General features: G+C 73.0%; 19 protein-coding genes. 8 read left to right on the top strand and 11 right to left on the bottom strand.

What is annotated here, in order from left to right:
* The first annotated feature begins 29 nt into the window (after positions 1 to 29).
* A complete protein-coding gene (locus ACK8OX_RS21000; protein ID WP_430666203.1) occupies positions 30 to 611 on the top strand; it encodes an NAD(P)H-dependent oxidoreductase in 582 nt (193 codons plus the stop codon).
* Position 612: 1 nt separating this feature from the next.
* Here the strand turns inward: ACK8OX_RS21000 and ACK8OX_RS20995 are convergent, their stop codons facing one another.
* From ACK8OX_RS20995 to ACK8OX_RS20980, 4 genes are read right to left on the bottom strand one after another with little or no spacing between them, the layout of a single operon-like run.
* Complete coding sequence (locus tag ACK8OX_RS20995; RefSeq protein ID WP_430666202.1) at positions 613 to 1,941, bottom strand: cytosine deaminase; 1,329 nt, start codon at positions 1,939 to 1,941, stop codon at positions 613 to 615.
* Positions 1,938 to 2,798: an ABC transporter permease gene (locus ACK8OX_RS20990; RefSeq protein ID WP_430666201.1), complete on the bottom strand. Its 861-nt coding sequence runs from the start codon at positions 2,796 to 2,798 to the stop codon at positions 1,938 to 1,940. The genes ACK8OX_RS20995 and ACK8OX_RS20990 overlap by 4 nt, the downstream gene beginning before the upstream one ends.
* The gene (locus ACK8OX_RS20985; RefSeq protein ID WP_430666200.1) at positions 2,795 to 3,598 is read right to left on the bottom strand and encodes an ABC transporter ATP-binding protein; all 804 of its coding nucleotides are present in this window, start codon (positions 3,596 to 3,598) and stop codon (positions 2,795 to 2,797) included. Before ACK8OX_RS20985 ends, ACK8OX_RS20990 begins: the two co-directional genes overlap by 4 nt.
* Positions 3,591 to 4,610, bottom strand: coding sequence for an ABC transporter substrate-binding protein (locus ACK8OX_RS20980; RefSeq protein WP_430666199.1), 1,020 nt, complete (start codon positions 4,608 to 4,610; stop codon positions 3,591 to 3,593). Before ACK8OX_RS20980 ends, ACK8OX_RS20985 begins: the two co-directional genes overlap by 8 nt.
* Before the next feature lie 304 nt (positions 4,611 to 4,914).
* On the opposite strand from ACK8OX_RS20980, the gene ACK8OX_RS20975 reads away from it, so the two are divergent.
* From ACK8OX_RS20975 to ACK8OX_RS20945, 7 genes are read left to right on the top strand one after another with little or no spacing between them, the layout of a single operon-like run.
* A complete protein-coding gene (locus ACK8OX_RS20975) occupies positions 4,915 to 7,032 on the top strand; it encodes a hydantoinase/oxoprolinase family protein (RefSeq protein WP_430666198.1) in 2,118 nt (705 codons plus the stop codon).
* On the top strand, positions 7,029 to 8,588 hold the full coding sequence (locus ACK8OX_RS20970) for a hydantoinase B/oxoprolinase family protein (RefSeq protein ID WP_430666197.1): 1,560 nt from the start codon (positions 7,029 to 7,031) through the stop codon (positions 8,586 to 8,588). Before ACK8OX_RS20975 ends, ACK8OX_RS20970 begins: the two co-directional genes overlap by 4 nt.
* A 19-nt stretch (positions 8,589 to 8,607) precedes the next feature.
* Positions 8,608 to 9,573, top strand: coding sequence for a Bug family tripartite tricarboxylate transporter substrate binding protein (locus ACK8OX_RS20965; RefSeq protein ID WP_430666196.1), 966 nt, complete (start codon positions 8,608 to 8,610; stop codon positions 9,571 to 9,573).
* Positions 9,573 to 10,310: a class II aldolase/adducin family protein gene (locus tag ACK8OX_RS20960; RefSeq protein WP_430666195.1), complete on the top strand. Its 738-nt coding sequence runs from the start codon at positions 9,573 to 9,575 to the stop codon at positions 10,308 to 10,310. The genes ACK8OX_RS20965 and ACK8OX_RS20960 overlap by 1 nt, the downstream gene beginning before the upstream one ends.
* Positions 10,307 to 11,266: a Bug family tripartite tricarboxylate transporter substrate binding protein gene (locus ACK8OX_RS20955; RefSeq protein ID WP_430666194.1), complete on the top strand. Its 960-nt coding sequence runs from the start codon at positions 10,307 to 10,309 to the stop codon at positions 11,264 to 11,266. The genes ACK8OX_RS20960 and ACK8OX_RS20955 overlap by 4 nt, the downstream gene beginning before the upstream one ends.
* 5 nt (positions 11,267 to 11,271) lie before the next feature.
* Positions 11,272 to 11,604 (top strand): cupin domain-containing protein, encoded by a 333-nt coding sequence (locus ACK8OX_RS20950; protein ID WP_430666193.1) that lies wholly within the window; start codon positions 11,272 to 11,274, stop codon positions 11,602 to 11,604.
* Positions 11,597 to 12,649: a dihydroorotate dehydrogenase gene (locus tag ACK8OX_RS20945; RefSeq protein ID WP_430666192.1), complete on the top strand. Its 1,053-nt coding sequence runs from the start codon at positions 11,597 to 11,599 to the stop codon at positions 12,647 to 12,649. The genes ACK8OX_RS20950 and ACK8OX_RS20945 overlap by 8 nt, the downstream gene beginning before the upstream one ends.
* On the opposite strand, the gene ACK8OX_RS20940 is transcribed toward ACK8OX_RS20945, so the two are convergent.
* Genes ACK8OX_RS20940 through ACK8OX_RS20910 form a run of 7 tightly spaced genes read right to left on the bottom strand, consistent with a single transcriptional unit; the run spans position 12,613 to position 20,155 of the window.
* Complete coding sequence (locus tag ACK8OX_RS20940; protein ID WP_430666191.1) at positions 12,613 to 13,434, bottom strand: IclR family transcriptional regulator; 822 nt, start codon at positions 13,432 to 13,434, stop codon at positions 12,613 to 12,615. The genes ACK8OX_RS20945 and ACK8OX_RS20940 overlap by 37 nt on opposite strands.
* A 16-nt stretch (positions 13,435 to 13,450) precedes the next feature.
* Entirely contained in the window at positions 13,451 to 14,392 is a 942-nt protein-coding gene (locus tag ACK8OX_RS20935) for a 2-hydroxyacid dehydrogenase (protein WP_430666190.1), read from the bottom strand.
* Positions 14,389 to 15,369 (bottom strand): D-erythronate dehydrogenase, encoded by a 981-nt coding sequence (denD, locus tag ACK8OX_RS20930; protein WP_430666189.1) that lies wholly within the window; start codon positions 15,367 to 15,369, stop codon positions 14,389 to 14,391. The genes ACK8OX_RS20935 and denD overlap by 4 nt, the downstream gene beginning before the upstream one ends.
* Positions 15,370 to 15,394: 25 nt before the next feature.
* A complete protein-coding gene (locus ACK8OX_RS20925) occupies positions 15,395 to 16,141 on the bottom strand; it encodes a FadR/GntR family transcriptional regulator (RefSeq protein WP_430666188.1) in 747 nt (248 codons plus the stop codon).
* Between the two features lie 60 nt (positions 16,142 to 16,201).
* On the bottom strand, positions 16,202 to 17,086 hold the full coding sequence (locus ACK8OX_RS20920) for an alpha/beta hydrolase (RefSeq protein ID WP_430666187.1): 885 nt from the start codon (positions 17,084 to 17,086) through the stop codon (positions 16,202 to 16,204).
* The gene (locus tag ACK8OX_RS20915) at positions 17,083 to 18,678 is read right to left on the bottom strand and encodes an ABC transporter substrate-binding protein (protein WP_430666186.1); all 1,596 of its coding nucleotides are present in this window, start codon (positions 18,676 to 18,678) and stop codon (positions 17,083 to 17,085) included. Before ACK8OX_RS20915 ends, ACK8OX_RS20920 begins: the two co-directional genes overlap by 4 nt.
* A gap of 58 nt (positions 18,679 to 18,736) precedes the next feature.
* Positions 18,737 to 20,155 carry a homospermidine synthase gene (locus ACK8OX_RS20910; RefSeq protein WP_430666185.1) on the bottom strand — a complete coding sequence of 473 codons (1,419 nt, stop codon included), beginning with the start codon at positions 20,153 to 20,155 and terminating at the stop codon, positions 18,737 to 18,739.
* Positions 20,156 to 20,184: the final 29 nt, after the last annotated feature.

The raw sequence follows: 20,184 nt of genomic DNA, 5'->3' as shown, positions 1-20,184 counted from the left end.
CATGCTGCGCGCGTTGCTACGCAGGCGCCATGCATGTGCTGATGATCTACTGCCACCCGCGGGAGGACAGCCTGTCCGCCGCGCTGCGTGATGCCGCGAAGACGGCGCTGGAAGGCGCGGGCCACAGCGTGGAGTTGCGCGACCTCTATGCCGAGGGGTTCCGCCCCGCCCTCACCGCGGAGGAACGCGGCGCCTACCACGACGTGCCCGGCAACCTCGCCGGCATCGAGGACCATGTCGAGGCGCTGCGCCGGGCGGATGCGCTGCTGCTGGTCCACCCGACCTGGTGGTACGGGATGCCGGCGATGCTGAAGGGCTGGTTCGACCGGGTCTGGGCACCGGGCGTCGCCTTCCGCCTGGGCGAGGGCGCGATCGAGCCGCTGCTGACCAACATCCGGCGGATCGGCGTGGTCACCACCTACGGCTCCCCGACCTGGCTGCTGTGGTACATCGGCCGGATCGACCGCAAGCTGATCGGGCGCGGCATCCGCCGGCTCTGCGCCCGCGACTGCCGGGTGGACTGGCTGACGCTGACGCGCATGGACCAGCGCACGCGACCCGAATGCGAGGCCTTCGTCGCGCGGGTGCGCGCGCAGCTGGCCCGCTGGTGACCTAGCCCCTCACGCCCACCACCGCGTCCAGTTCCCGCCAATGCGGCGCCGTCGCGTCCAGCACGCGGCCGGCGCGCAGCACCACGCGGTCCGACTGCGGGCGGCTGAGCAGTTCCGTCATGAAGCGCGCGCCGAACAGGACGAGGTCGGCCTCCGCGCCGGCGCGGATGATGCCGCGCCCGGCCAGCCCCATCGCCTCGGCCGGCGCGGCCGAGAAGGCGCGCGGCCAGTCGCCGAAGGGGTGGTCGAGGTGGAGGATGCGCGTCGCCTCCCGGAACACCTCAACCATGTCGAGGTCGCCATAGGCGTAGAAGGGATCGCGCGTGTTGTCGGAAGCGACCGAGACGCGCACGCCGGCCGCGCGGAGCTCATGCACCAGCGTCACCCCGCGCCAGCGTGGCGTCCGGCCGGGGACGCGGTCCTGGAGGTACATGTTGCACATCGGCAGCACGACGATGGAGATCCCGGCTTCCGCCACGCGGGCGATGGTCTCCCGCGCGAAATCCTCGGGCTGGATGGACAGCGAACAGCAATGGCCGCACTGGATGCGGCCACGGAAGCCGCGGCGCAGCGCGGTCAGTGCGATCTCCCGCAGCGCCCGCGCCCCGCTCTCCCCGCTTTCGTCGACATGCAGGTCGATGTCGAGCCCGCGTTCCTCGGCAAGGGCGAAGAACAGGTCCAGCTCCTCCTGGAAGCCGGCGGGCAGGTCCTCGTGCAGCTCTCCCGAATGGCGCGTGACCATGCCGAGCACGCCGCCCGATTCCGCCACCAAGTCGGCGATCGCCGCGCCGTCCGGCCCCGCGAAGCGGTCCAGCGGGCAGATCGAGGCCATCTGCAGGTCGACCCGGCCGGCCCAGCGGTCCCGCAGCCGCACCAGCGTGCGCCAGCTGCCGCGGGCCATCGGCAAGTAGGTGTCGATATGCGTGCGGATCGCGACGGTGCCATGGGCGTGGGCGCAGCGGATCGCGAAATCGGCCCGCGCCTCCACGTCGTGTTCCGACCAGGCGGCGGAGCGGTCGGCCATCACGGCACCCAGCGCACCGCCGAAGCTGCCATCCGGGTTGCGGGTGCGCGGCCAGATATGGCCCTTGTCCAGATGGGTGTGCGCGTCGAATGGGGCGGGCCAGACCTGGCCGCCGCGCAGGTCCACGCCGTCCGGCGCGCTGCCCGCGGGCGCGACGGCCGCGACCCGCCCGTCCTCGATCCGGAGGTCGAGCCGCACCAGGCCGTCCTGGTCCGCCACCGCGTCCAGCCCTTCGACCAGGACCGCGGGGCTGCGGGCGTCCCGCAGCCAGAAGCGGGCGCCGGCCGCCTTCAGCGCATCCCTCATCGACGCTCCTTCATCGCGCTTTCGTGCCAGTGGCGCAGGCAGAGATGGGACACCAGCGACAGCACCAGGAAGATCGCGATGCCGGTCAGGGAGATGAGCACGAGGGCGGCGAACATGCGCGGGATCTGCAACTGGAACCCGGCTTCCAGGATGCGGTAGGCGAGGCCGGAGGCCGCGCCGCCGGTGCCGGCGACGAACTCCGCCACGATCGCCCCGATGAGCGCGAGCCCGCCCGAGATGCGCAGCCCCGCCAGGAAATAGGGCATGGCGGTGGGCAGCCGCAGCCGCCGCAGCACCTGCCAACGGCTGGCGCGATACAGCCGGAACAGGTCGCCCAGGTTGTGGTCGGTGCTGTTGAGGCCGAGCGTGGTGTTCGACAGGATGGGGAAGAAGGCGACGATCCAGGCGCAGATCAGCAGCGCCCAGCGGATGTCGTCCACCCAGATGATGATGAGCGGCGCGATGGCGACGATGGGCGTGACCTGCAGGATCACCGCATAGGGGAACAGCGACAATTCGATCACGCGGGACTGCGCGAACAGCACCGCGAGGGCGAGGCCGAGCACGGCGGCGACGAACAGCGCCGCGAAGGTGATCTGCAGCGTGGTCCAGAGCGAGACGGACAGGCTGGCCCAGTCGCGCAGCAGCGTGCGGAAGATCTCGACCGGGCCGGGCAGGATGTAGTTCGGGATGCCGTTCGCCCGCACCGCCCATTCCCAGGCGCCGAGCGCGACGAGCCCGATGGCCAGCGGCGCGAGGATGCGCGCCCACCCCTCGGGCGTGAGGCCGAGCACCGTCCTCTCCCGCGCCTCGGTCGGCGCGGTCGCGGCCTCGTTGGCCGAGAGCGAGACGCTCATTCGCCCATCGCCCGGTGCAGCGCGGCCGAGATGTGGCGGCAATGCGAGGCGTAGTCGGCGGAGGTGCGGAACTCCTCGCCGCGCGGATAGGGGGCGTCCACGGTCAGGTCCTCCACGATGCGCCCCGGGCGCGCGGCCATGACGACGATGCGGCGCGAGAGGTAGACGCTCTCGAACACCGAATGGGTGACGAAGACGGCGGTGAAGCGTTCGGCCTGCCACAGCGTCAGCAGGTCGTTGTTCAGCCGGTGGCGGGTGATCTCGTCCAGGGCCGCGAAGGGCTCGTCCATCAGCAGCAGGCGCGGCCGCGTCACCAGCGCGCGGGCGATGGAGACGCGCATCTTCATCCCGCCCGACAACGCGCGCGGATAGGCGCGCTCGAACCCCGCGAGGCCGACGGAGGCGAGCGCCGCGGCCGCCCGGCCTTCCGCCTCGCCCCGGTTCATGCCGGACAGGCGCAGCGGCAGCATGACGTTCTTCAGCGACGTCGCCCAGGGCATCAGCGTCGGTTCCTGGAAGACGAATCCCACATCGCCGCCCGGGCGGTGCGCCGCATCGGCCATGCGGCCGCCGGCGGCGCCGGCCATGCCGATGCGCCCCGTCGTCGGCTCGATCAGCCCGGCGACCATGCGCAGCACGGTCGACTTGCCGCAGCCCGAGGGGCCGAGCAGGGAGACGAAGTCCCCCTGCCCGATCGCCATGTCCACACCCTGCACCGCCAGCGTCCCGTTGGCGTAGCGCTTGCTGACGCCTTCGAGCGTGACGACGGCGGCGCCTGCCGGGATCCCCAGGTCAGGCAAGGCCGACGCGCTTGTTCACGAGGTCGAGCGTGTAGGCGCGGCGGAAATCCATGTTCGCCGGATAGAGCCCGACATCGCGCATCGATTCGTAGAAGGCCTGCCAGCGCTCATGCGTCATCGCGCCGATGCCGAGGCGTTCGGCGTCGCCCGACATGACGATGCCGTTCTCGTTCATCACCCGCACGGCATAGGCGATCTTGGCGTCGTCCATCTCGGGGTTGTCGCGCTTGATGAGCGCGTTCGCGGCCTCCACGTTCTCGCCGCGCATGTACTGCGTCCAGCCTTCCATCGTCGCGTTGACGAAGCGCTGGATCACGTCGCGCCGCTCGGTCAGCGTGCGGGTCGTGACGTCGATGGTGGTCTGGTAGTTGCCGTAGCCCGCATCGGCGATGAGGAAGACGCGCGGATTGGCGCCCGCCTGCCGCGCCGCATAGGGCTCGGACGACAGGAAGCCCTGCTGGATCGCGTTGCGGTCCGCCAGGAAGGGGCCGACGTTGAAGGTGTAGGGCCGCACCTGCTCGTCCGTGAAGCCGAAGCGGCGGCGCAGGAACGGCCAGAAGGATGTGCGCCCCTGCGCACCGACCAGGATCGGCTTGCCGCGCATGTCCTCCCACGAATTGATGCCGTTGCCCTCATGCGTCATCAGGATCTGCGGGTCCTTCTGCATGATGGAGCCGATGCAGATGGCGGGCAGCCCTTCGCGAACGTAGTTCAGCGCCTGGAAGCTGTTGGACATGATCATGTCCACCCGCCCGGCGAGCAGGAGCTGCGCGAAGTTCATCTGCGGCCCGCCCATCCGCAGGTCGCATTCGATACCGTGGCGGCGGTAGATGCCGTTCGCCACCGCCTGGTAGTAGCCGCCATGCTCGGCCTGTGCGCGCCAGTTGGTCTGGAAGGACACGCGGTCGAGCCCCTGCGCGAGGGGCACGCGCGCGCCGGGAACGGCCGCCAGGGCGAAGGCGGCACCGCCCGTCAGAAGGGCCCTCCGCTCGATCCGATAACGCGTCCGCATGGTCCCGATCCCTCCGTTGCAGGTCGTTGGGCGCGCCACGGCGGGCGCCGGCCCGGCCGCCACGATGCAGCAAGGCCTGTGCCACGCTCCGTCCCGCCGTCACCGGCATAGACCAACTGGCCGTCGCCGCGAAAGCATGCAGTCGCGAAATCTTTGGGCAGAGCCGGCCATGCTGCGCGGCAGGACAGGCCTGCGGGTTCGGCTTGACGCCGGGCCTTGCCGGCGCGCATCCTTCACACAAAGAAGGACAACGTCCTGCATTGCGATACGGCTGTCGCGCGCCGGACGACAGGAAGGAGACGCCGTGCCCGACACCGCTCCCCAGGTGCTGACACGACACGCCGCCCAGGCCGGCGCCGGCTTCTCGCTCGCGGTCGATATCGGCGGCACCTTCACCGACGTCGTGCTGCGCCACCGTGACGGCCGCGCCGTCACCGACAAGACGCTGACCACCCATGCCGACCTGCTGGCGGGCTTCTTCCGCGCGGTCGACCTGGCGCTCGGCCGCGCCGGCATCGGCCCCGCGGCGGTGGACGAGGTGACGGTCCACGCGACCACGCTGGTGACCAACGCCGTCATCGAACGCCGCGGCCCGCCCACCGCGCTGCTCGCCACCCACGGCTTCCGCGACGTGCTGCTCATCCGCAACGAGCACCGCTACGACATGTTCGACCCGCAGATCGAATTCCCCGATCCCCTGGTGCCGGATGCGCTTGTCTTCACGCTCGGCGAACGCGTGCTGGCCGACGGCCGCGTGAAGACCCCGGTGGACCCCGCCGAGGCCGCCTCCGTCGCACGCGCCATGCGGGCGGCGGGCGTGCGGGCGGTGGGGATCTGCCTGCTGAACGCCTACCGCAACGGCGCCAACGAACGCGCCGCGCGCGACGCCATCCTGGCCGCGGCGCCGGGCCTGCACGTCACGCTCTCCTCCGAGGTGTCGCCGCAGATCCGCGAATACCCGAGGGCCTCCACCACCGTGATGAACGCCTACACCCAGCCCATCGTCGCGCCCTACCTGGCCGCGATGGCGGCGGAGCTGGGCCGGCGCGGCTTCCCGAACCGGCCCCTGATCATGCTGTCCAACGGCGGCGTGGTCGGCACGCAGGTCGCCGGCGCCTTCCCCGTCCGCATGATCGAAAGCGGCCCCGCCGCCGGCGCGCTGGCCGCGACGCATTTCGCCGAGCTGCTGGGCCATGACCGCCTGCTGTCCTTCGACATGGGCGGCACCACCGCCAAGGCCTGCCTGATCGAGGGCGGCAGGCCGCTGGTGGCCGGCGAGTTCGAGGTGGACCGCCGCTACCGCTTCAAGCCCGGCAGCGGCTTCCCCATCACCATCCCCGCCGTCGACATGATCGAGATCGGCGCGGGCGGCGGGTCCATCGCGCGGGTCGACAACCTCGGCCTGCTGAAGGTCGGCCCGCGCAGCGCGGGGTCCGAACCCGGGCCGGTCTGCTACGGCCGCGGCGGCACGCAGCCGACCGTGACGGATGCGGATGTCGTGCTCGGCCTGCTGGACGCGGACCGCTTCCTCGGCGGCGACATGCGGCTGGACCGCGCGGCGGCGGAAGCCGCGCTCGGGGCGCTCGGCGCCCGGCTCGGCACCGATGCCGCGGGCGCCGCGCGCGGCGTGTTCGAGGTGGTGTGCGAACAGATGGCCGGCGCCGCCCGCGCCCATGCCACGGATCGCGGGCTCGACTGGCGCGGCCTGCCGATGCTGGCCTTCGGCGGCGCGGGGCCCGTGCATGCCTGCCGCGTCGCGGAACTGCTGGAATGCCCGCAGGTGATCTTCCCGCCGATGGCGAGCGTGCTGTCCGCCTTCGGCACGCTCGTCTCCCCCGTGCGGCTCGACCTCGTCCGCTCCGCCCTCTCGGCGCTTTCCGCGCTGGACTGGGCGGATGCGCGCGCGCTGGTCGGCGGCATGGCGGCGGAAGGCCGCGCCGCGCTGGCCGAGGCCGGCGTCCCGCCGGGCGCCGAGACGCTGACGCTGGCGGTCGATTGCCGCTATCGCGGCCAGCAGAACGAGGTGACGGCGGACCTGCCGCTGGCGGTGCTGGAGGCCGGCGACGCCGCGGCGCTGCGCGCCGGGTTCGAGGCCGCCTACGAGGCGCTCTATGGCATCCGCCTGCCGGAGGTGGAGGTGGAGGTCGTGACCTGGCGCCTCGCGGCGCGTGGGCCGCTGCCCGCCCCCTCCCCCGGCCCGGTGCCCGGCGGCACCCCGGCCGCCCCGCGCGCGCATCGCCGCGTGGCGCTGGAGCCGGCGGCGCCGGCGCTTCCCGTCCATGACCGCGCGGCGCTCGCGGTCGGCCAGTCCATTGCCGGTCCCGCCATCGTGGAGGAGCGGGAGACCACCCTCGTCATCCTCCGCGGCTGGACCGCGACGGTCCACCCCACCGGCGCCGTGATCGCGGAGCGCGACGCATGAGCAACCTCGACGGCATCGCTCTCGAGATCCAGTGGTCGAACCTGATCGCGACGGTGACGGAGCAGGCGCATGCGCTGCAGCGCATCGCCTTCAGCCCCATCGTGCGCGAGGCCGGGGACCTGGCCACCGCGCTGTTCGACCGGCGCGGGCGCATGGTGGCGCAGGCGGTCACCGGCACGCCGGGGCACATCAACAGCCTCGGCGCCGCCGGCCGGCATTTCGTGGAGGCCTTCCCGCCCGACGGGCTTTCGCCCGGCGACGTGCTGGTCACCAACGACCCGTGGCTCTCCGCCGGGCACTTCTTCGACATCACGGTGATGACGCCGGTCTTCCGCGCCGGCCGGTGCATCGGCTTCTTCGGCAGCACCATCCACCACACCGATATCGGCGGCTACGGCGTCGGCGCCGGGGCGCGCGACGTGCACGAGGAGGGGCTCTGGATCCCGCTCGCCAAGCTCTACGAGCGGGGCGAGCCGAACCGGCTCCTGCACGAGATCATCCGCCGCAACGTCCGCACGCCCGAACACGTCTCGGGCGACCTCGCCGCCCAGGTGGCGGCCGGGCGCGTCGGGGCGGAACGGCTGAACGCACTCTGCGACCGCCATGGCCTCGACGACATCGAGGCGCTGGCCGGGGCCATCCTCCACCGCTCCGAACAGGCGACGCGGGAGAGCATCCGCCGCCTGACGCCCGGCACCTTCCACGGCGAGAGCGTGTTCGACGTGCCGGGCGGCACGCGCATCACGCTGAAAGCCGCGGTCACGGTGGATGCCGCGGCCGGCGGGATGGTGATCGACTTCGCCGGTTCCTCGCCCGAGGCGCCGATCGGCATCAATGTCGTGCTGAACTACACCGCCGCCTATGCCAATTTCGCGGTGCGCGCATGCCTCGACCCGGACCTGCCGAACAACTCCGGCAGCCTCGCCCCGGTGAAGGTGGTGGCGCCGGAGGGCAGCATCGTGAACTGCCGCTATCCCGCGCCGGTCAATGCGCGGCATGTGGTGGGGATGTACGTCCCCTTCCCCGTGCTGAAGGCGCTGCACCAGGTGATGCCTGACCGCGTCCTGGCGGAGGGATCGGGCGCGGTCTGGACCATCCAGATCCAGGGGCGGGACGAGGCGGGGCGGCCCTTCACCTCGTCGATGTTCAACTACTCCGGCGGCACCGGCGCGCGGCGCGGGAAGCCGGGCCTGTCGGCCACCTGCTACCCCACCGGCGTCGCCGCCGTGCCGGTGGAGGTGCTGGAAGCCGCCATGCCCATCGAGTTCACGCGGAAGGAACTGCGCCGCGGATCGGGCGGCGCGGGGCGGCAGCGCGGCGGCGACGGCCAGGTGATCGGCTACCGCATGCGCACGCGGGACACCTGGCTGCTGAACGTGGTGGCCAGCCGCACCGATCTCGGCCCGGAGGGGCTGGAGGGCGGCGCCCCCGGCGCCCCGGGCCGCTTCCTGGTCAACGGCGCGCCGGTGAACGAGGCGCGGAAGATGGCCATGCGGCCGGAGGACGAGGTGCTGATGGAAACGCCCGGCGGCGGCGGCTACGGTGCCCCGGAGTGATGTCGTGGGAGGACGAGGCATGATCCGCAGGCGAGTCCTGCTGGCGGCGGCGCCGGTGCTGGCCGCGCCCGCCGCCCTGCGCGCGCAGGCGCTGTTCAACCGCCCCGTGCGCTTCGTGCTGGGCTTCGCGGCCGGCGGCGCGGGCGACATCACCGTGCGGATGCTGGTGCCGCACATGCAGCAGGAGATCGGGCAGCCCATCGTGGTGGACAACCGCCCGGGCGCCGGCGGCATCGTCAGCGCCGAGGCGGTGGCCCGCGCGGCGCCGGACGGCCACACGATGTACCTGCTGACCACCAGCAACATGGCCGCGCCCGCCTTCTACCGCACCCTGCCCTTCGACGTGGCGCGCGACTTCACGCCGGTGGGGCGGATGGTGTGGTACGACCACGTCATCGCGGTGAACCCGCAGCTTCCCGCCGCGAACCTGACGGAGCTGATCGCGCTGGCCCGCGCGCGGCCGGGGCAGCTCAACATCGGCTCCATCGCGGTCGGCAACGCGCAGCACCTGGGCGTGGAGCTGTTCCGCGCCATGGCGAACGCGCCGATGACGACGGTGACCTACCGCTCCTCGCCCGAGCTGATCAATGCGCTCGCGACCGGGGAGATCCAGGTGGCCGGGGAGCTGCTGGCGCCGACGCTGCCGCAGGTGGCGGCGGGCCGCATCCGCCTGCTGGCCGTCACCGCGCCGAACCGCTTCCCGACCCTGCCCGACGTGCCGACGAGCGCGGAGAGCGGACTGCCCGACTACGTCGTGCGGTCCTGGAACGCGATCGCCTTCCCGGCCAACACGCCCCGCCCGCAGGTGGAGGCGATGAACCGGGCGATCCGCCGCGCCCTCGGCGTGCCGGAGATCCGCACCCGCCTGATCGAGCTCGGCGGCCTGCCGGAGCCGAGCAGCCCCGAGGAGCTGGGCGCGATGATCCCGCGCGAGGTCGAATCCTGGGGCCGCATGGCGCAGATCGCCGGCGTGGAGAAGCAGTGATGGACGGGGCGTCGCAGGATGCGGAAGCCCGCCTGCGCGACGACCTGCTGCACGCCTACCACATCCTCGACGCCGACGGTCAGGCCAGCGGCATCGCCGGCCACCTGACCGCCCGCCTGCCGGGTGCCGACCGCTTCTGGTCGCACCAATGGGGGGTGGGCTTCGACGAGGTGCGCGCCGAGGGCCTGATCGAGGCCGACTTCGACCTGAACACCACCCGCGGCGCGGGGCGCGTGAACCCGACGCTGCACATCCACACCCGCATCTACCGCGCGCGGCCGGACGTGGCCTGCATCGTCCACACCCATGGCAAGGCGGGCGTGGCGCTTGGCTGCGCGGGCATGACGCTGGAGCCCATCACCCAGACCGGCGCCATCTTCCACGACGACATCGCGCTGTTCGACGAGTTCCACGGCATCGTGCTCGACACCGACGAGGGCGACGCCATCGCGGCCGCGCTCGGCCCCCGGCGGGGGCTGCTGCTGAAGAACCACGGCGCATTGGTGGTGGGGGCGAATGTCGCCGAGGCCTGCATCGGCATGACGGTGCTGGAATGGGCGGCCGATGTGCAATTGCGCGCGGCCGCGGCGGGTCCGCTGCAACGGCTGGCGCCCGAAGCCGCCGCGCAGTCCAGGCGCTTCCTGCTGGACTCCGCCAATCTCGGGCTGCGCTGGGACTTCCTGAAGCGGAAGGTCGCGCGCGCCCGCCCGTTCCTGCGCGAAGGAGCCACGCCATGAAGCGCCTGCTGCTCGCCGCCCTGCTCGCCTGCGCGGCCCTGCCCGCCATGGCGCAGGGCTGGTCGCCGAACCGGCCGATCCGCTGGGTGGTCGGCTTCGCGCCGGGCGGCGTGGGCGACACCACCGCGCGCCTGGTCGGGCAGAAGCTGTCCGAGGCGCTGGGCCAGCCGGTCGTGATCGAGAACCGCCCCTCCGCCGGCGGCATCATCGCGAGCGAGACGGTGGCCCGCGCCGCGCCGGACGGCCACACGCTGCTGCTGGTGACGGCAACCGCCGCGAGCGCGCCGCACCTGTTCCGGCAGATGCCCTATGACCCGATCAACGACTTCACCTTCATCACCCAGGTCGCAAGCTTCCCGCACATCATCGTCGTGCCGGCCGGCGCGCCGCACCGCAACCTGGCGGACCTGATCGCGGCGGCGCGGGCGAATCCGGGCCGCGTCAACCTCGGCTCGGTCAGCGTCGGCACGGCGCTGCACCTCTCACTCGCGCTGCTGCGCTCGATGGGCGACATCCCGGCGGAGATCGTCACCTACCGCTCCACCGGCGAATTGCTGAACGCGACCGCGGCCGGCGACGTGCAGGGCGCGATGGAGGTCGCGGCGACCACGCTCGGCCAGATCAGCGGCGGGCGGCTGCGGCCGCTGGCCGTCACCTCCCCCGCGCGGGTCGGCGTGCTGCCGGACGTGCCGACGGTGGCGGAAAGCGGCCTGCCGGACTATCGCGTCATCACCTGGAACGGCATGGCCGGCCCCGCCGGCCTGCCGCGCCCGATCGTCGACCGCCTCAGCACGGAGGTGCAGCGCGTGATGGCCCTGCCGGAGGTACGCGACCGCCTGCTGCCGCTGGCGGTGGAGCCCGCGGCCCATGGGCCCGAGGCGCTGCGCCGCCTCCTGGTCGAGGAGACGGAGCTGTGGGGCCGCGTCATCGCCGCGGCCGGCATCGAAAGGCAGTAGCAGAGATGCAGATCCCGAAGATCGACTGGAACGCCATCCCCTGGACCACCGTCCGCCCGGGCGTGGAACGCAAGGGCTTCACCGGCGCGGGCGCGACGGTGGCGCTGCACCGGCTGCATCCGGGCCACGAGCCGAAGCCGCACAGCCATCCGAACGAGCAGATCGTCTACATCATGGCCGGCACGATCGACTTCCACGTCGCGGGCGAGGTCCACCGCCTCGGCCCCGGCGGGCTGCTGGTGGTCCCGCCCAACGCCCTGCACCACGGCGTGGTGGTGGGGGACGAGCCGGTGCTGAACCTCGACGTCTTCACCCCGGCGCGGCCCGAATATGCCTGACACCGCGGTCGACATCGGCGTGGTGAGGCTGGCGAACCCCGTCATCATCGGCTCCGGCGACCATGCGATGACGGCGGGCGGGCTGCGTGCCGGCCTCGCCACGGGCGCGGGCGCCGTCGTCGCCAAGTCGCTGAACGAGAGCGAGGCCGCGAAGCGCCAGCTGGACGGCAGCGACCACGTCCTGCTCGACAGCCTGTGGCGGCCCGTCCCGTGGGACTTCGACCCGCCCGCGGACGCCATGCTGTTCGGCCGATCCGGCCTGCACCAGGCACCACCCGAGGACTGGATCGCCGAGGTCGCGGCCGCCGACCGGGATGCGGCGCGGAGCGGGCAGTACGTCATCGGCTCCATCATCCTCGCCGACCTCGACACGGCCTGCGGGCTTGCGCGCCGGTACCAGGCCGCCGGCATCCGCATCCTCGAACTCAACATCGGCGCCCCGCATGGCGACGAAGCGGCGCCCGGCGCCATCGTCCAGGAACGTGCCGCCACCCGCGTGCGGGAGATCACGCGCCGGCTGCGGGAAGCGGTGACCATCCCGCTCTGGATCAAGCTGACCGGGCAGAGCGAGGACGTGGCCGGCCTCGCGCTCGCCGCGAAGGAAGGCGGCGCGGATGCGGTGATCGTCATGGGCCGCTTCATGGCGCTGGTGCCGGATGTGGAGACGCGGGCGCCGATGCTCGGCACCGCGGGTGCGATCGGCGGGCCGTGGTCGCTGGCGCTGACCTGCCGCTGGCTGGCGCAGTCGCGCAGGAAGGTCGGGCGGGACTTCCCGCTGCTCGGCACCAACGGCGCGCGCAGCGGGCTGGATGTGGCGCGCTTCCTGCTGGCCGGGGCCAGCGCGGTGGAGATGACCACCGCCGTCATGGCCGGCGGCTTCGGCGCGGCGGCGCGCGCGGTGCGGGACTTCGACGGGTATCTCGCGCGGACCGGCGGCGCGGCGCGGGACCTCGTCGGCCTGGCTGCGGACCGGCAGGTCGGCTACGGGGTGCAGCCGGACCGTCCGGGCTACTGGCGCGACTTCGTCCCCGCCGAGTCGCGGTAGCGGGCGGAGCCCAGCCGCGCGCTGATCTCGCCCGCCGCGGCATGCAGCGCGGCGAGCATGGCGGGCTCGGGCGGGTCCGGCACGAACTGCACGGACCCCACCAGGCCGAGCGAGCCCACCAGCACCTCCCCCGCCGCGAAAAGCGGTGCGGCGAGCACGTTGATGCCGAGCATCGCTTCCGACGGCGCCGTCTCCCACAGGCGTTCGCGCAGCAGCGCGAGGCGCGCGCGCAGCACGGCGGGATCGGTCAGGGAATGCGGCGTCAGCGGCTCCAGCGGCCCGGCCAGCACGCGTTGCCGCACATCCTCCGGCGCGAAGGCCAGCATGATGCGCCCCTGGGCGGAGCAATGGGCGGCGGGGCGGTTGCCCGGCTGGACGGTGATGGAGACCTTGTTCGGCGCCTCCAGCGCATGCACCACCAGCGGATCGCCGCCGGTCGGGACCGCCAGCAGCACGGATTGCGAAAGCTGGTCGCGCAGCCGGTGCATGGCCGGCTCCGCCACCCGCTTCAGGTCGAACTGCTCGCCCGCCGCCTGGCCGATCTGGAACATCCGCCAGGTCAGGTGGTAGCGCTCCGTCGCCTCCTCCTGCGCGACCAGCCCGGCCTGGCGCAGCGTGACGAGGTGGCGGTGGACGCGCCCCTTCGGCTCGTCCAGCTGCCGCGCCAGGTCCGACACGCGCAGCGGCCCGCCGGCCAGCGCCATCGCTTCCAGCACGCGCACCGCCATCAGGACCGAGCGGACGGCAGAGGTGCCCTCCGCATGGCCGTCCTCGGCGGCCGTCATGGCGAAGGGGCGGCGGTCACGCGACCGGCGTCGGCAGCGGGCGGCCGTCCATCTGCGCCTCCAGGTTCTCCCGCATCAGGCGGCCCATGTCGCGCCGCGTCTCGACCGTGCCGGACGCCGCGTGGGGGGCCAGCACCACATGGTCGAAGGTCGCGAATTCCGGGTCGATCGCCGGCTCGTCCAGGAACACGTCGAGCCCCGCGGCGGCGATTCGGCGTTCACGCAGAGCGGCCAGCAGCGCCGGCTCCTCCACCACCGTCCCGCGCGCGACGTTGCAGAGGATGGCGTGCGGCGGCAGCGCGTCGATCGCCGCGCGGTCCACAAGGCCGCGCGTCGCGGCGCCGCCGGCGGCCGAGACCATCAGCACGTCCACATGCGGCGCCATCGCCGCGGGGGTGGGGTGCCAGTCATACGGGGCATCCGCCTTCCTCTCCCGCGCGCTGTAGGCGATGGGCATGCGGAAGGCCTCGGCGCGGCGGGCGATGGCGCGGCCGATGCGGCCGAGGCCGACGATGCCGATGCGCCGGCCCCAGACGCGGGTCGTCAGCGGCATGGGGCCCTTGGCGGCCCAGGACCCGTCGCGCACCCAGGCATCGGCCGCCGGGATGCGCCGCGCCGCGGCGAGCAGCAGCGCGAAGGCCATGTCTGCCACTTCCTCGGTCAGCACGTCGGGCGTGTTGGTCACGCGGATGCCGCGCGCCTTCGCGGCCGCCACGTCGATCAGGTCGTAGCCCACGCCGTAGCAGGCAATGATCTCGACCTTCGGCAGCGCGTCCATCAGCGCCGCGTCGGCGCCGACCTCGCCCTTGGTGGCGATGGCACGGATGGTGTCGCGGTGGCGGCCCAGCATGGCCGCCTTGTCCTCGGCGGCGTAGTACAGGTGCACCTCGAAGCGCGCGGCCAGCGCCTCCAGGTCCCAGGCCGGCAATTCGCCGGCGACCAGCAGGCCCGGCTTCACGCCAGCTTCCCCCCGAGCTCGTCGTCGATGTGGACGCGGATGATCTCGTCGAAGCTCGTCTCGGCCCGGAAGCCCAGCGCCTCGGCCCGCTTCGCGTCGAAGCGGCGGGGCCAGCCGGCGACGATGCGGCCGATGGTCTCGTCCGGCTCGCGCCGGATCAGCGCCACGGCGCGGTCGCCCGCGACGCGGCGCAGCGCCTCGATCTGCTCGGCCACGGTCGCCGCCAGCCCCGGCATGGTCAGGTTGCGCCGCGCGCCGAGCGGGCCGGTGTCCAGCCCCGCCGCATGCAGCAGGAAGCCCACCGCGGCGCGCGGGCTGGCATGCCAGTGCATCACCGAATCCGGCACCGGCAGCACCGCCTCGCGCCCCGCAAGCGGCTCGCGCAGGATGCCGCTGAAGAAGCCGCTCGCGGCCTTGTTCGGCGCGCCGGGGCGGATGCAGATGGTGGGCAGGCGGATGCCGATCCCGTCGAGGATGCCGCGGCGCGAGAAGTCGGCCAGCAGCAATTCGCCGATCGCCTTCTGCGTGCCGTAGCTTGTCAGCGGCGTCAGGTGGAACTCGTCCGGGATCGCCTCCGGGAAGGGCGCGCCGAAGACGGCGATGGAGGAGGTGAAGACCACGCGCGGGGTGTAGGGCTGGCGCAGCCCTTCCTGGCGGATCGCCTCGAACAGCAGGCGCGTGCCGTCGAGGTTGATGCGGTAGCCCTTCTCGAAATCCGCCTCCGCCTCGCCCGAGACGATGGCGGCCAGGTGGTAGATCAGGTCCGGCCGGCCCGCGACCATGCGCGCGGCCTCGCCCGGCGCGGAGAGGTCGGCGGCCCAGGCCTCGGCCGGGATGCCCGGCGGCGCGGCGGGCGAGACCACGTCCACCAGGGTCAGCTTCGAGACGTCGCGGCCGCCGATCCCGCCATCCGCCGCGATCCGCTGGACCAGCTTGCGCCCGACCATCCCGGCCGCGCCGATCACCAGCACATGCATCGACGTCCTCCCCCTGCTGCGAAGATCAGGATACCTGAGCGGCAAGGCGGCGATAGCGCTCCCTCGCCGCTTCCAGATGGGCGCGCATGGCGGCGCGGGCCGTCGGCGCCTCCCCCGCCTCGATCGCCGCCGCCACGCCGCGGTGTTCCCGCGCCACTTGCGCCAGGTAGGCGCGGCGCTCCGCCTCGCTCCGCTCCACCAGGCCGAGCGCGCGGCGCGGGATGGCGTGGCGGCCGAGCAGGTCGAGGAAACGCAGGAAATGCGGGTTGCCGGTGGCGGCGAAGATGGCGCGGTGCAGCGCGTAGTCGGCTTCCGCCGCGTCGCCCCCGGCTGCCGTCGCGGCCTCGAAGGCACGCTCGGCCTCGGCGATCGCGGCCAGCGCCGCGGCGTCGCGCCGTTCGGCGGCGAGGCCCGCCGCCTCCACCTCCAGCGCCAGGCGCAGTTCGAGGACCTGGATGACCTGCTGCAGCCCCTCCGCCTCGGCCGGGGTCAGGCGGAACACGCCCTCGCCGGGGTTGTCGGCCACGAAGGCGCCGACGCCCTGGCGGGTGATGACGAGGCCTTCCGCCCGCAGCGCCGCCACCGCTTCGCGCACGACGGTGCGGGAAACGCCGGCCTCCCGCATCAGGTCCTGTTCGGTCGGCAGCCGCGCGCCGGGCGAGAGGCGCCCGCTGCGGATTTCCTCCGCCAGGCGGTGCACCAGCGCGCCGGTCAGGTTCGCCGGCGGACGGAGCGGCGCCATGCCGAGGGCACGTCTCATCGGGAGGGCCATGGGGTCGTCATATGACATGACGACCCTAGGCCGGAGCCCCGCGCCCGGTCAACGCAGGCGCTACAGCGCCCCCTGCGCGGCGGCGCCCGCTTCCCCGGCGTCGATCAGGCGGCCCTCGAACCAGAGCGCGGCGCAGACGCGCGACATCGCCGCGCCGTCATGGCCGATGCCGGCCACCGGGACCAGCCGCCAGTTGCAGGCCACGCCGCGCCGCGCCGCCTCCGCCCGGCCCGCGGCCAGGTAGGCATGCGCGCGGGCGAAGCGGTGCGGCCCCTGCGCCACCGCCTCCGGCTGGGACGGCAGGGACGGTCCGGAGGTCTCGGTATCCCGGTCGCCGGCGAGGATGGTCATCGGATAAGCGAGCAGCCGCTCGACCTCGGCATCGCCAAGCCCGATGCCGCCGAGCCCCGCCGGGAAGGGCGCATCGAGCACCGGCAGCGAGTACCAGCCGGGATTGCCGACCGTCACGGCTTCCAGCAGGTCATGCGGCTGGGTGGAGAGCAGGCGGTGGCCGAACTGGCCGCCCGCCGAATGGCCGAACAGGTGGGCGCGTGGCCGGCGGGTCACCCCGGCGTCCCGCAGGGCGGCGAAGACGCGGAGCGGGATGGCATAGGCCCAGGCCCCGCGCGGACGCACGCGCCCCTGCCCGTCCAGCACCAGGCCGTTGTTGTAGTGCTCGGCCTCCGGCCAGTCCGCCTTGGCGAAGGTGGTGGCCACCACCAACAGGCCGTGCCGGTCCGCGGCCGGCACCCAGAAATCGCGGTACTCGTCGCCGTTCCGCCCCATGCCGTGCTGCACCAGCACCACCGGGCTGTCGGGCGTGGCGCGGCAGCCGCGGTAGCAGTGCAGAGTCACCGGCCGCGCGGGATCGCAGGCCGGGTCGGTCCAGGGGATCGCGACGCGCCCCGGCAGGGACAGGGCGGCGGCGAGTTCGGCGGGTGTCATTCCGGGCGGATCTCCTGGGCGAGGGTCGTCTGGTCCATGCGGCCGTCGAAGGCGAGGCCGCGGCGGAAGGCCCAGACCGCATTCTCGAAGTGGATGGGCAGCACCGGCATCTGCGTGAGGGCGACCTGCCCGGCCTCCCGCAGAAGGCGGGCGCGTTCGGCATCCTCCATCGTGGTCAGCGCGGTGACCGCGGCGCGGTCGAAGGCGGGGTCGGACCAGGCGGCGTAATTGCTGGTGCCGATGCCGCGGTCCCGGTCGATCGTGGCCATCCAGGTGCGGAAGAACAGCAGAGTTTCCTCCGCGCTGGCGGCCCACCCGCCCATGGGCACGCTGAATTCCCGCCGGGCGCGGCGGGTGAAGTAGACGTTGGACGGCATGGCATCCACTTCCGTCCGCACGCCGATGCGGGTCAAGAAGCCGGCCAGCGCCTGCGCCACGCGCGCATCGTTGACGTAGCGGTTGTTGGTGGCGTGCAGCGTCATCGCGAAGCCGTTGGGGAACCCGGCCTCGGCCAGCAGCGCGCGGGCGCGGGCGGGGTCGTGCGGCAGCACCGGCAGGCCGGGGATGGTGCCGAACATGCCGTCCGGCAGGAACTGCGCGGCGGGGGTGGCCAGCCCGTCCATGATGCGCTGCGCGATCGCGTTGCGGTCGATGGCGAGCGACAGCGCCTGCCGCACGCGCGCGTCGCGCAGCGGGTTCGGCGCGGCGCCGCCGTTGACGAAGGGCGAGGCCTCGCGCTGGTCGAGTTGCAGGAAGATCAGCCGCGTCGTCGGCGCGACGGCAAGCCGCACATTCGCGTTGCCGCGCAGGCGCGGGATGTCGCCGGTGGCCGGCGCCTCCACCACGTCGTGGTCGCCGGCCAGCAGCCCGGCCAGCCGCGGCCCGGCGGCGGTCACGGGCTGCAGCCGCACCGCCTGCCAATGCGGCTTCGCGCCCCAGTAGTCCTCGTTCCGCACCAGCTCCGTCACGCCGCCGCGGCCGAAGGCGCGCATGCGGAAGGGACCGGTGCCGATGGCGGCCGACCCGTCGTTGAACTGCGCCAGTGTCGGCCAGGGCCGGCCCGCGCCGCCGCAGTTGCCCTCCGTCCCGAAGACGGGCGGCTGCGCGGCGCCACCCGGTATGATCCGCAGGCTCGCCAGGTCCGACGCCAGCAGCGGCTCCGGCTCCCGCGTCACGATGACGACGCGGCGCGGCCCCTCGGCCTCCACCCGCGCCAGCCGGCGCACGGTGGAGGAATAGCTGACCGCCAGCTCGCTCTCGTTGTTCAGGATGCGGCAGAAGGAGAAGACGACATCGGCCGAGGTGAAGGGCTGCCCGTCATGGAAGCGCACGCCGTCGCGCAGGTCGAACACCCAGGTGCGGTCGTCGCGCCGCGACCATCCGGTGGCGAGCGAGGGCTGCGCCTTCAGCCGCGCATCCAGCTCCACCAGGGATTCGAAGACATGGTCGTGCAGCGTCGAATTCGGCGCCGCGGAATAGTGGTGCGGATCGGCCGAGGTCGGCTCCGCCGCCATCGCGATCCGCAGCGTCTGCGCGCCCGCCGGCAGCGCCAGCCCCAGCGCCGCCACGCCTGCCAGAAGCAACCGCCTCATCGCCCATCCCCCGTCTCGACCGGCGGCGATCATGCCGCCGCCGGGGCGGCTGTCCAGGTCAGGTCACGCGGAAATTGCGGAACTGCCACGGATCGGCGGCATCCAGCTCCTCCGGGAACAGCACGCCTCGGTCCCGCAGCGGCGTCCAGTCGGAATAGACGCCCACCACCTCGCCCAGATAGGGCGCGCAGATGCCGAGGATGCGCGCGTGGTCGATCTCGTCGGATTCCACCAGGCCGCGGCGCGGGTTCTCCATCGCCCAGATCACGCCCGCCAGCACCGCCGCCGTCACCTGGAGCGAGGTGGCGTTGTTGTGCGGCGCCGCGCGGCGCGCCTCCTCGATCGTCAGGCGGGACCCGTACCAGTAGGCGCCCCGCGCATGGCCCATCAGCAGCACGCCCAGCTCGTCCATGCCCGCGGTGATCTCATCCGTCATCAGCCGCTTCTCCGGCTGCATGATCCAGTTCTTGCCGGCCAGTTCGTGGATGGACAGCACCGCGTCGTCGCAGGGGTGGTAGGCGTAGTGCGCCGTCGGCCGATACGTCACCGCCCCGGATGCATCGCGCAGCGTGTAGTAGTCCGCCATCGAGATGCTCTCGTTGTGCGTGATCAGGAAGCCATGCATCGGCCCCTCCAGCGGCGTCCAGCTGCGGACGCGGGTGGAGGCGCCGGGGCGCATCAGGTAGATCGCGGCGTCGCAGCCGAAGCCGTGGCGGTGGCCGTCCGACGGCAGCGCCTTCTCGTGGCTGCCCCAGCCGAGCTCGGCGGGCTGGCAGCCCTCGCCCACGAAGCCGTCCACCGACCAGGTGTTGACGAATTCGCCCGGCTTCTTCGGACGACGGCCCACCTGCGTGTCGCGTTCCGCGATGTGGATGACGCGGATGCCGAGGCGCTGCGCGATGGCGGCCCAGGCCGCGCGGTCGGCCGCCGGCGGCGGGCTGGCCACCGGCGCCCCGGTGTCGCGCGCGATGTCGAGCAGCGCCTGCTTCACGAAATGGCTGACCAGCCCCGGATTGGCGCCATGCGCGGTGACCGAGGTCGGCCCGCCGCGGAATGCCTCCCGCAGGGCCACCGCCTCCTCCCGCATCGCGTAGTTGGAGCGTTGCGACGGCGTGCGCGTGGGGTCGGTGTAGCCGCCGGCCCAGGGCTCCACCACCGTGTCGAGGTAGAGCGCGCCGAGGCGCTGGCAGAGCTTCATCAGCTCGACCGATGAGACGTCCACCGACAGGTTCAGCAGGAAGTCGCCGCTGCCCAGCATGGAGCCGACCAGGGCGGCGGCGTTGTCGCGCGTGACCGGTTCCACCACGAAGCGGATGCCGTATTCCTCCGCCACCTCGCGCCCGCGCTCCTCGGCGGTCAGGATCGCGATGCGGTCCCGCGGGATGTCGATGTGGCGCAGGATGAGCGGCAGCACGCCCTGCCCGATCGAGCCGAAGCCGAGGATGAGGAGGCGGCCGGCGAAGGCGGCATGCTTCATCTTGGGGGAGTTCTCCTGTGCGATGCGGT

The organism is Falsiroseomonas sp. CW058 (genome assembly GCF_050563535.1).
Lineage (GTDB): Bacteria > Pseudomonadota > Alphaproteobacteria > Acetobacterales > Acetobacteraceae > Falsiroseomonas.
Note: the sequence above shows the minus strand (reverse complement) of the source record. Positions and strands in the feature narration are given on the sequence as shown.

Bases quoted from the DNA above. Each gene is read 5' to 3' on its own strand.
- ACK8OX_RS21000 (WP_430666203.1), top strand. From the start codon at position 30: ATGCATGTGCTGATGATCTACTGCCACCCGCGGGAGGACAGCCTGTCC.
- ACK8OX_RS20995 (WP_430666202.1), bottom strand. From the start codon at position 1,941: ATGAGGGATGCGCTGAAGGCGGCCGGCGCCCGCTTCTGGCTGCGGGAC.
- ACK8OX_RS20990 (WP_430666201.1), bottom strand. From the start codon at position 2,798: ATGAGCGTCTCGCTCTCGGCCAACGAGGCCGCGACCGCGCCGACCGAG.
- ACK8OX_RS20980 (WP_430666199.1), bottom strand. From the start codon at position 4,610: ATGCGGACGCGTTATCGGATCGAGCGGAGGGCCCTTCTGACGGGCGGT.
- ACK8OX_RS20970 (WP_430666197.1), top strand. From the start codon at position 7,029: ATGAGCAACCTCGACGGCATCGCTCTCGAGATCCAGTGGTCGAACCTG.
- ACK8OX_RS20965 (WP_430666196.1), top strand. From the start codon at position 8,608: ATGATCCGCAGGCGAGTCCTGCTGGCGGCGGCGCCGGTGCTGGCCGCG.
- ACK8OX_RS20960 (WP_430666195.1), top strand. From the start codon at position 9,573: ATGGACGGGGCGTCGCAGGATGCGGAAGCCCGCCTGCGCGACGACCTG.
- ACK8OX_RS20955 (WP_430666194.1), top strand. From the start codon at position 10,307: ATGAAGCGCCTGCTGCTCGCCGCCCTGCTCGCCTGCGCGGCCCTGCCC.
- ACK8OX_RS20950 (WP_430666193.1), top strand. From the start codon at position 11,272: ATGCAGATCCCGAAGATCGACTGGAACGCCATCCCCTGGACCACCGTC.
- ACK8OX_RS20945 (WP_430666192.1), top strand. From the start codon at position 11,597: ATGCCTGACACCGCGGTCGACATCGGCGTGGTGAGGCTGGCGAACCCC.
- ACK8OX_RS20940 (WP_430666191.1), bottom strand. From the start codon at position 13,434: ATGACGGCCGCCGAGGACGGCCATGCGGAGGGCACCTCTGCCGTCCGC.
- denD (WP_430666189.1), bottom strand. From the start codon at position 15,369: ATGCATGTGCTGGTGATCGGCGCGGCCGGGATGGTCGGGCGCAAGCTG.
- ACK8OX_RS20925 (WP_430666188.1), bottom strand. From the start codon at position 16,141: ATGGCCCTCCCGATGAGACGTGCCCTCGGCATGGCGCCGCTCCGTCCG.
- ACK8OX_RS20920 (WP_430666187.1), bottom strand. From the start codon at position 17,086: ATGACACCCGCCGAACTCGCCGCCGCCCTGTCCCTGCCGGGGCGCGTC.
- ACK8OX_RS20915 (WP_430666186.1), bottom strand. From the start codon at position 18,678: ATGAGGCGGTTGCTTCTGGCAGGCGTGGCGGCGCTGGGGCTGGCGCTG.
- ACK8OX_RS20910 (WP_430666185.1), bottom strand. From the start codon at position 20,155: ATGAAGCATGCCGCCTTCGCCGGCCGCCTCCTCATCCTCGGCTTCGGC.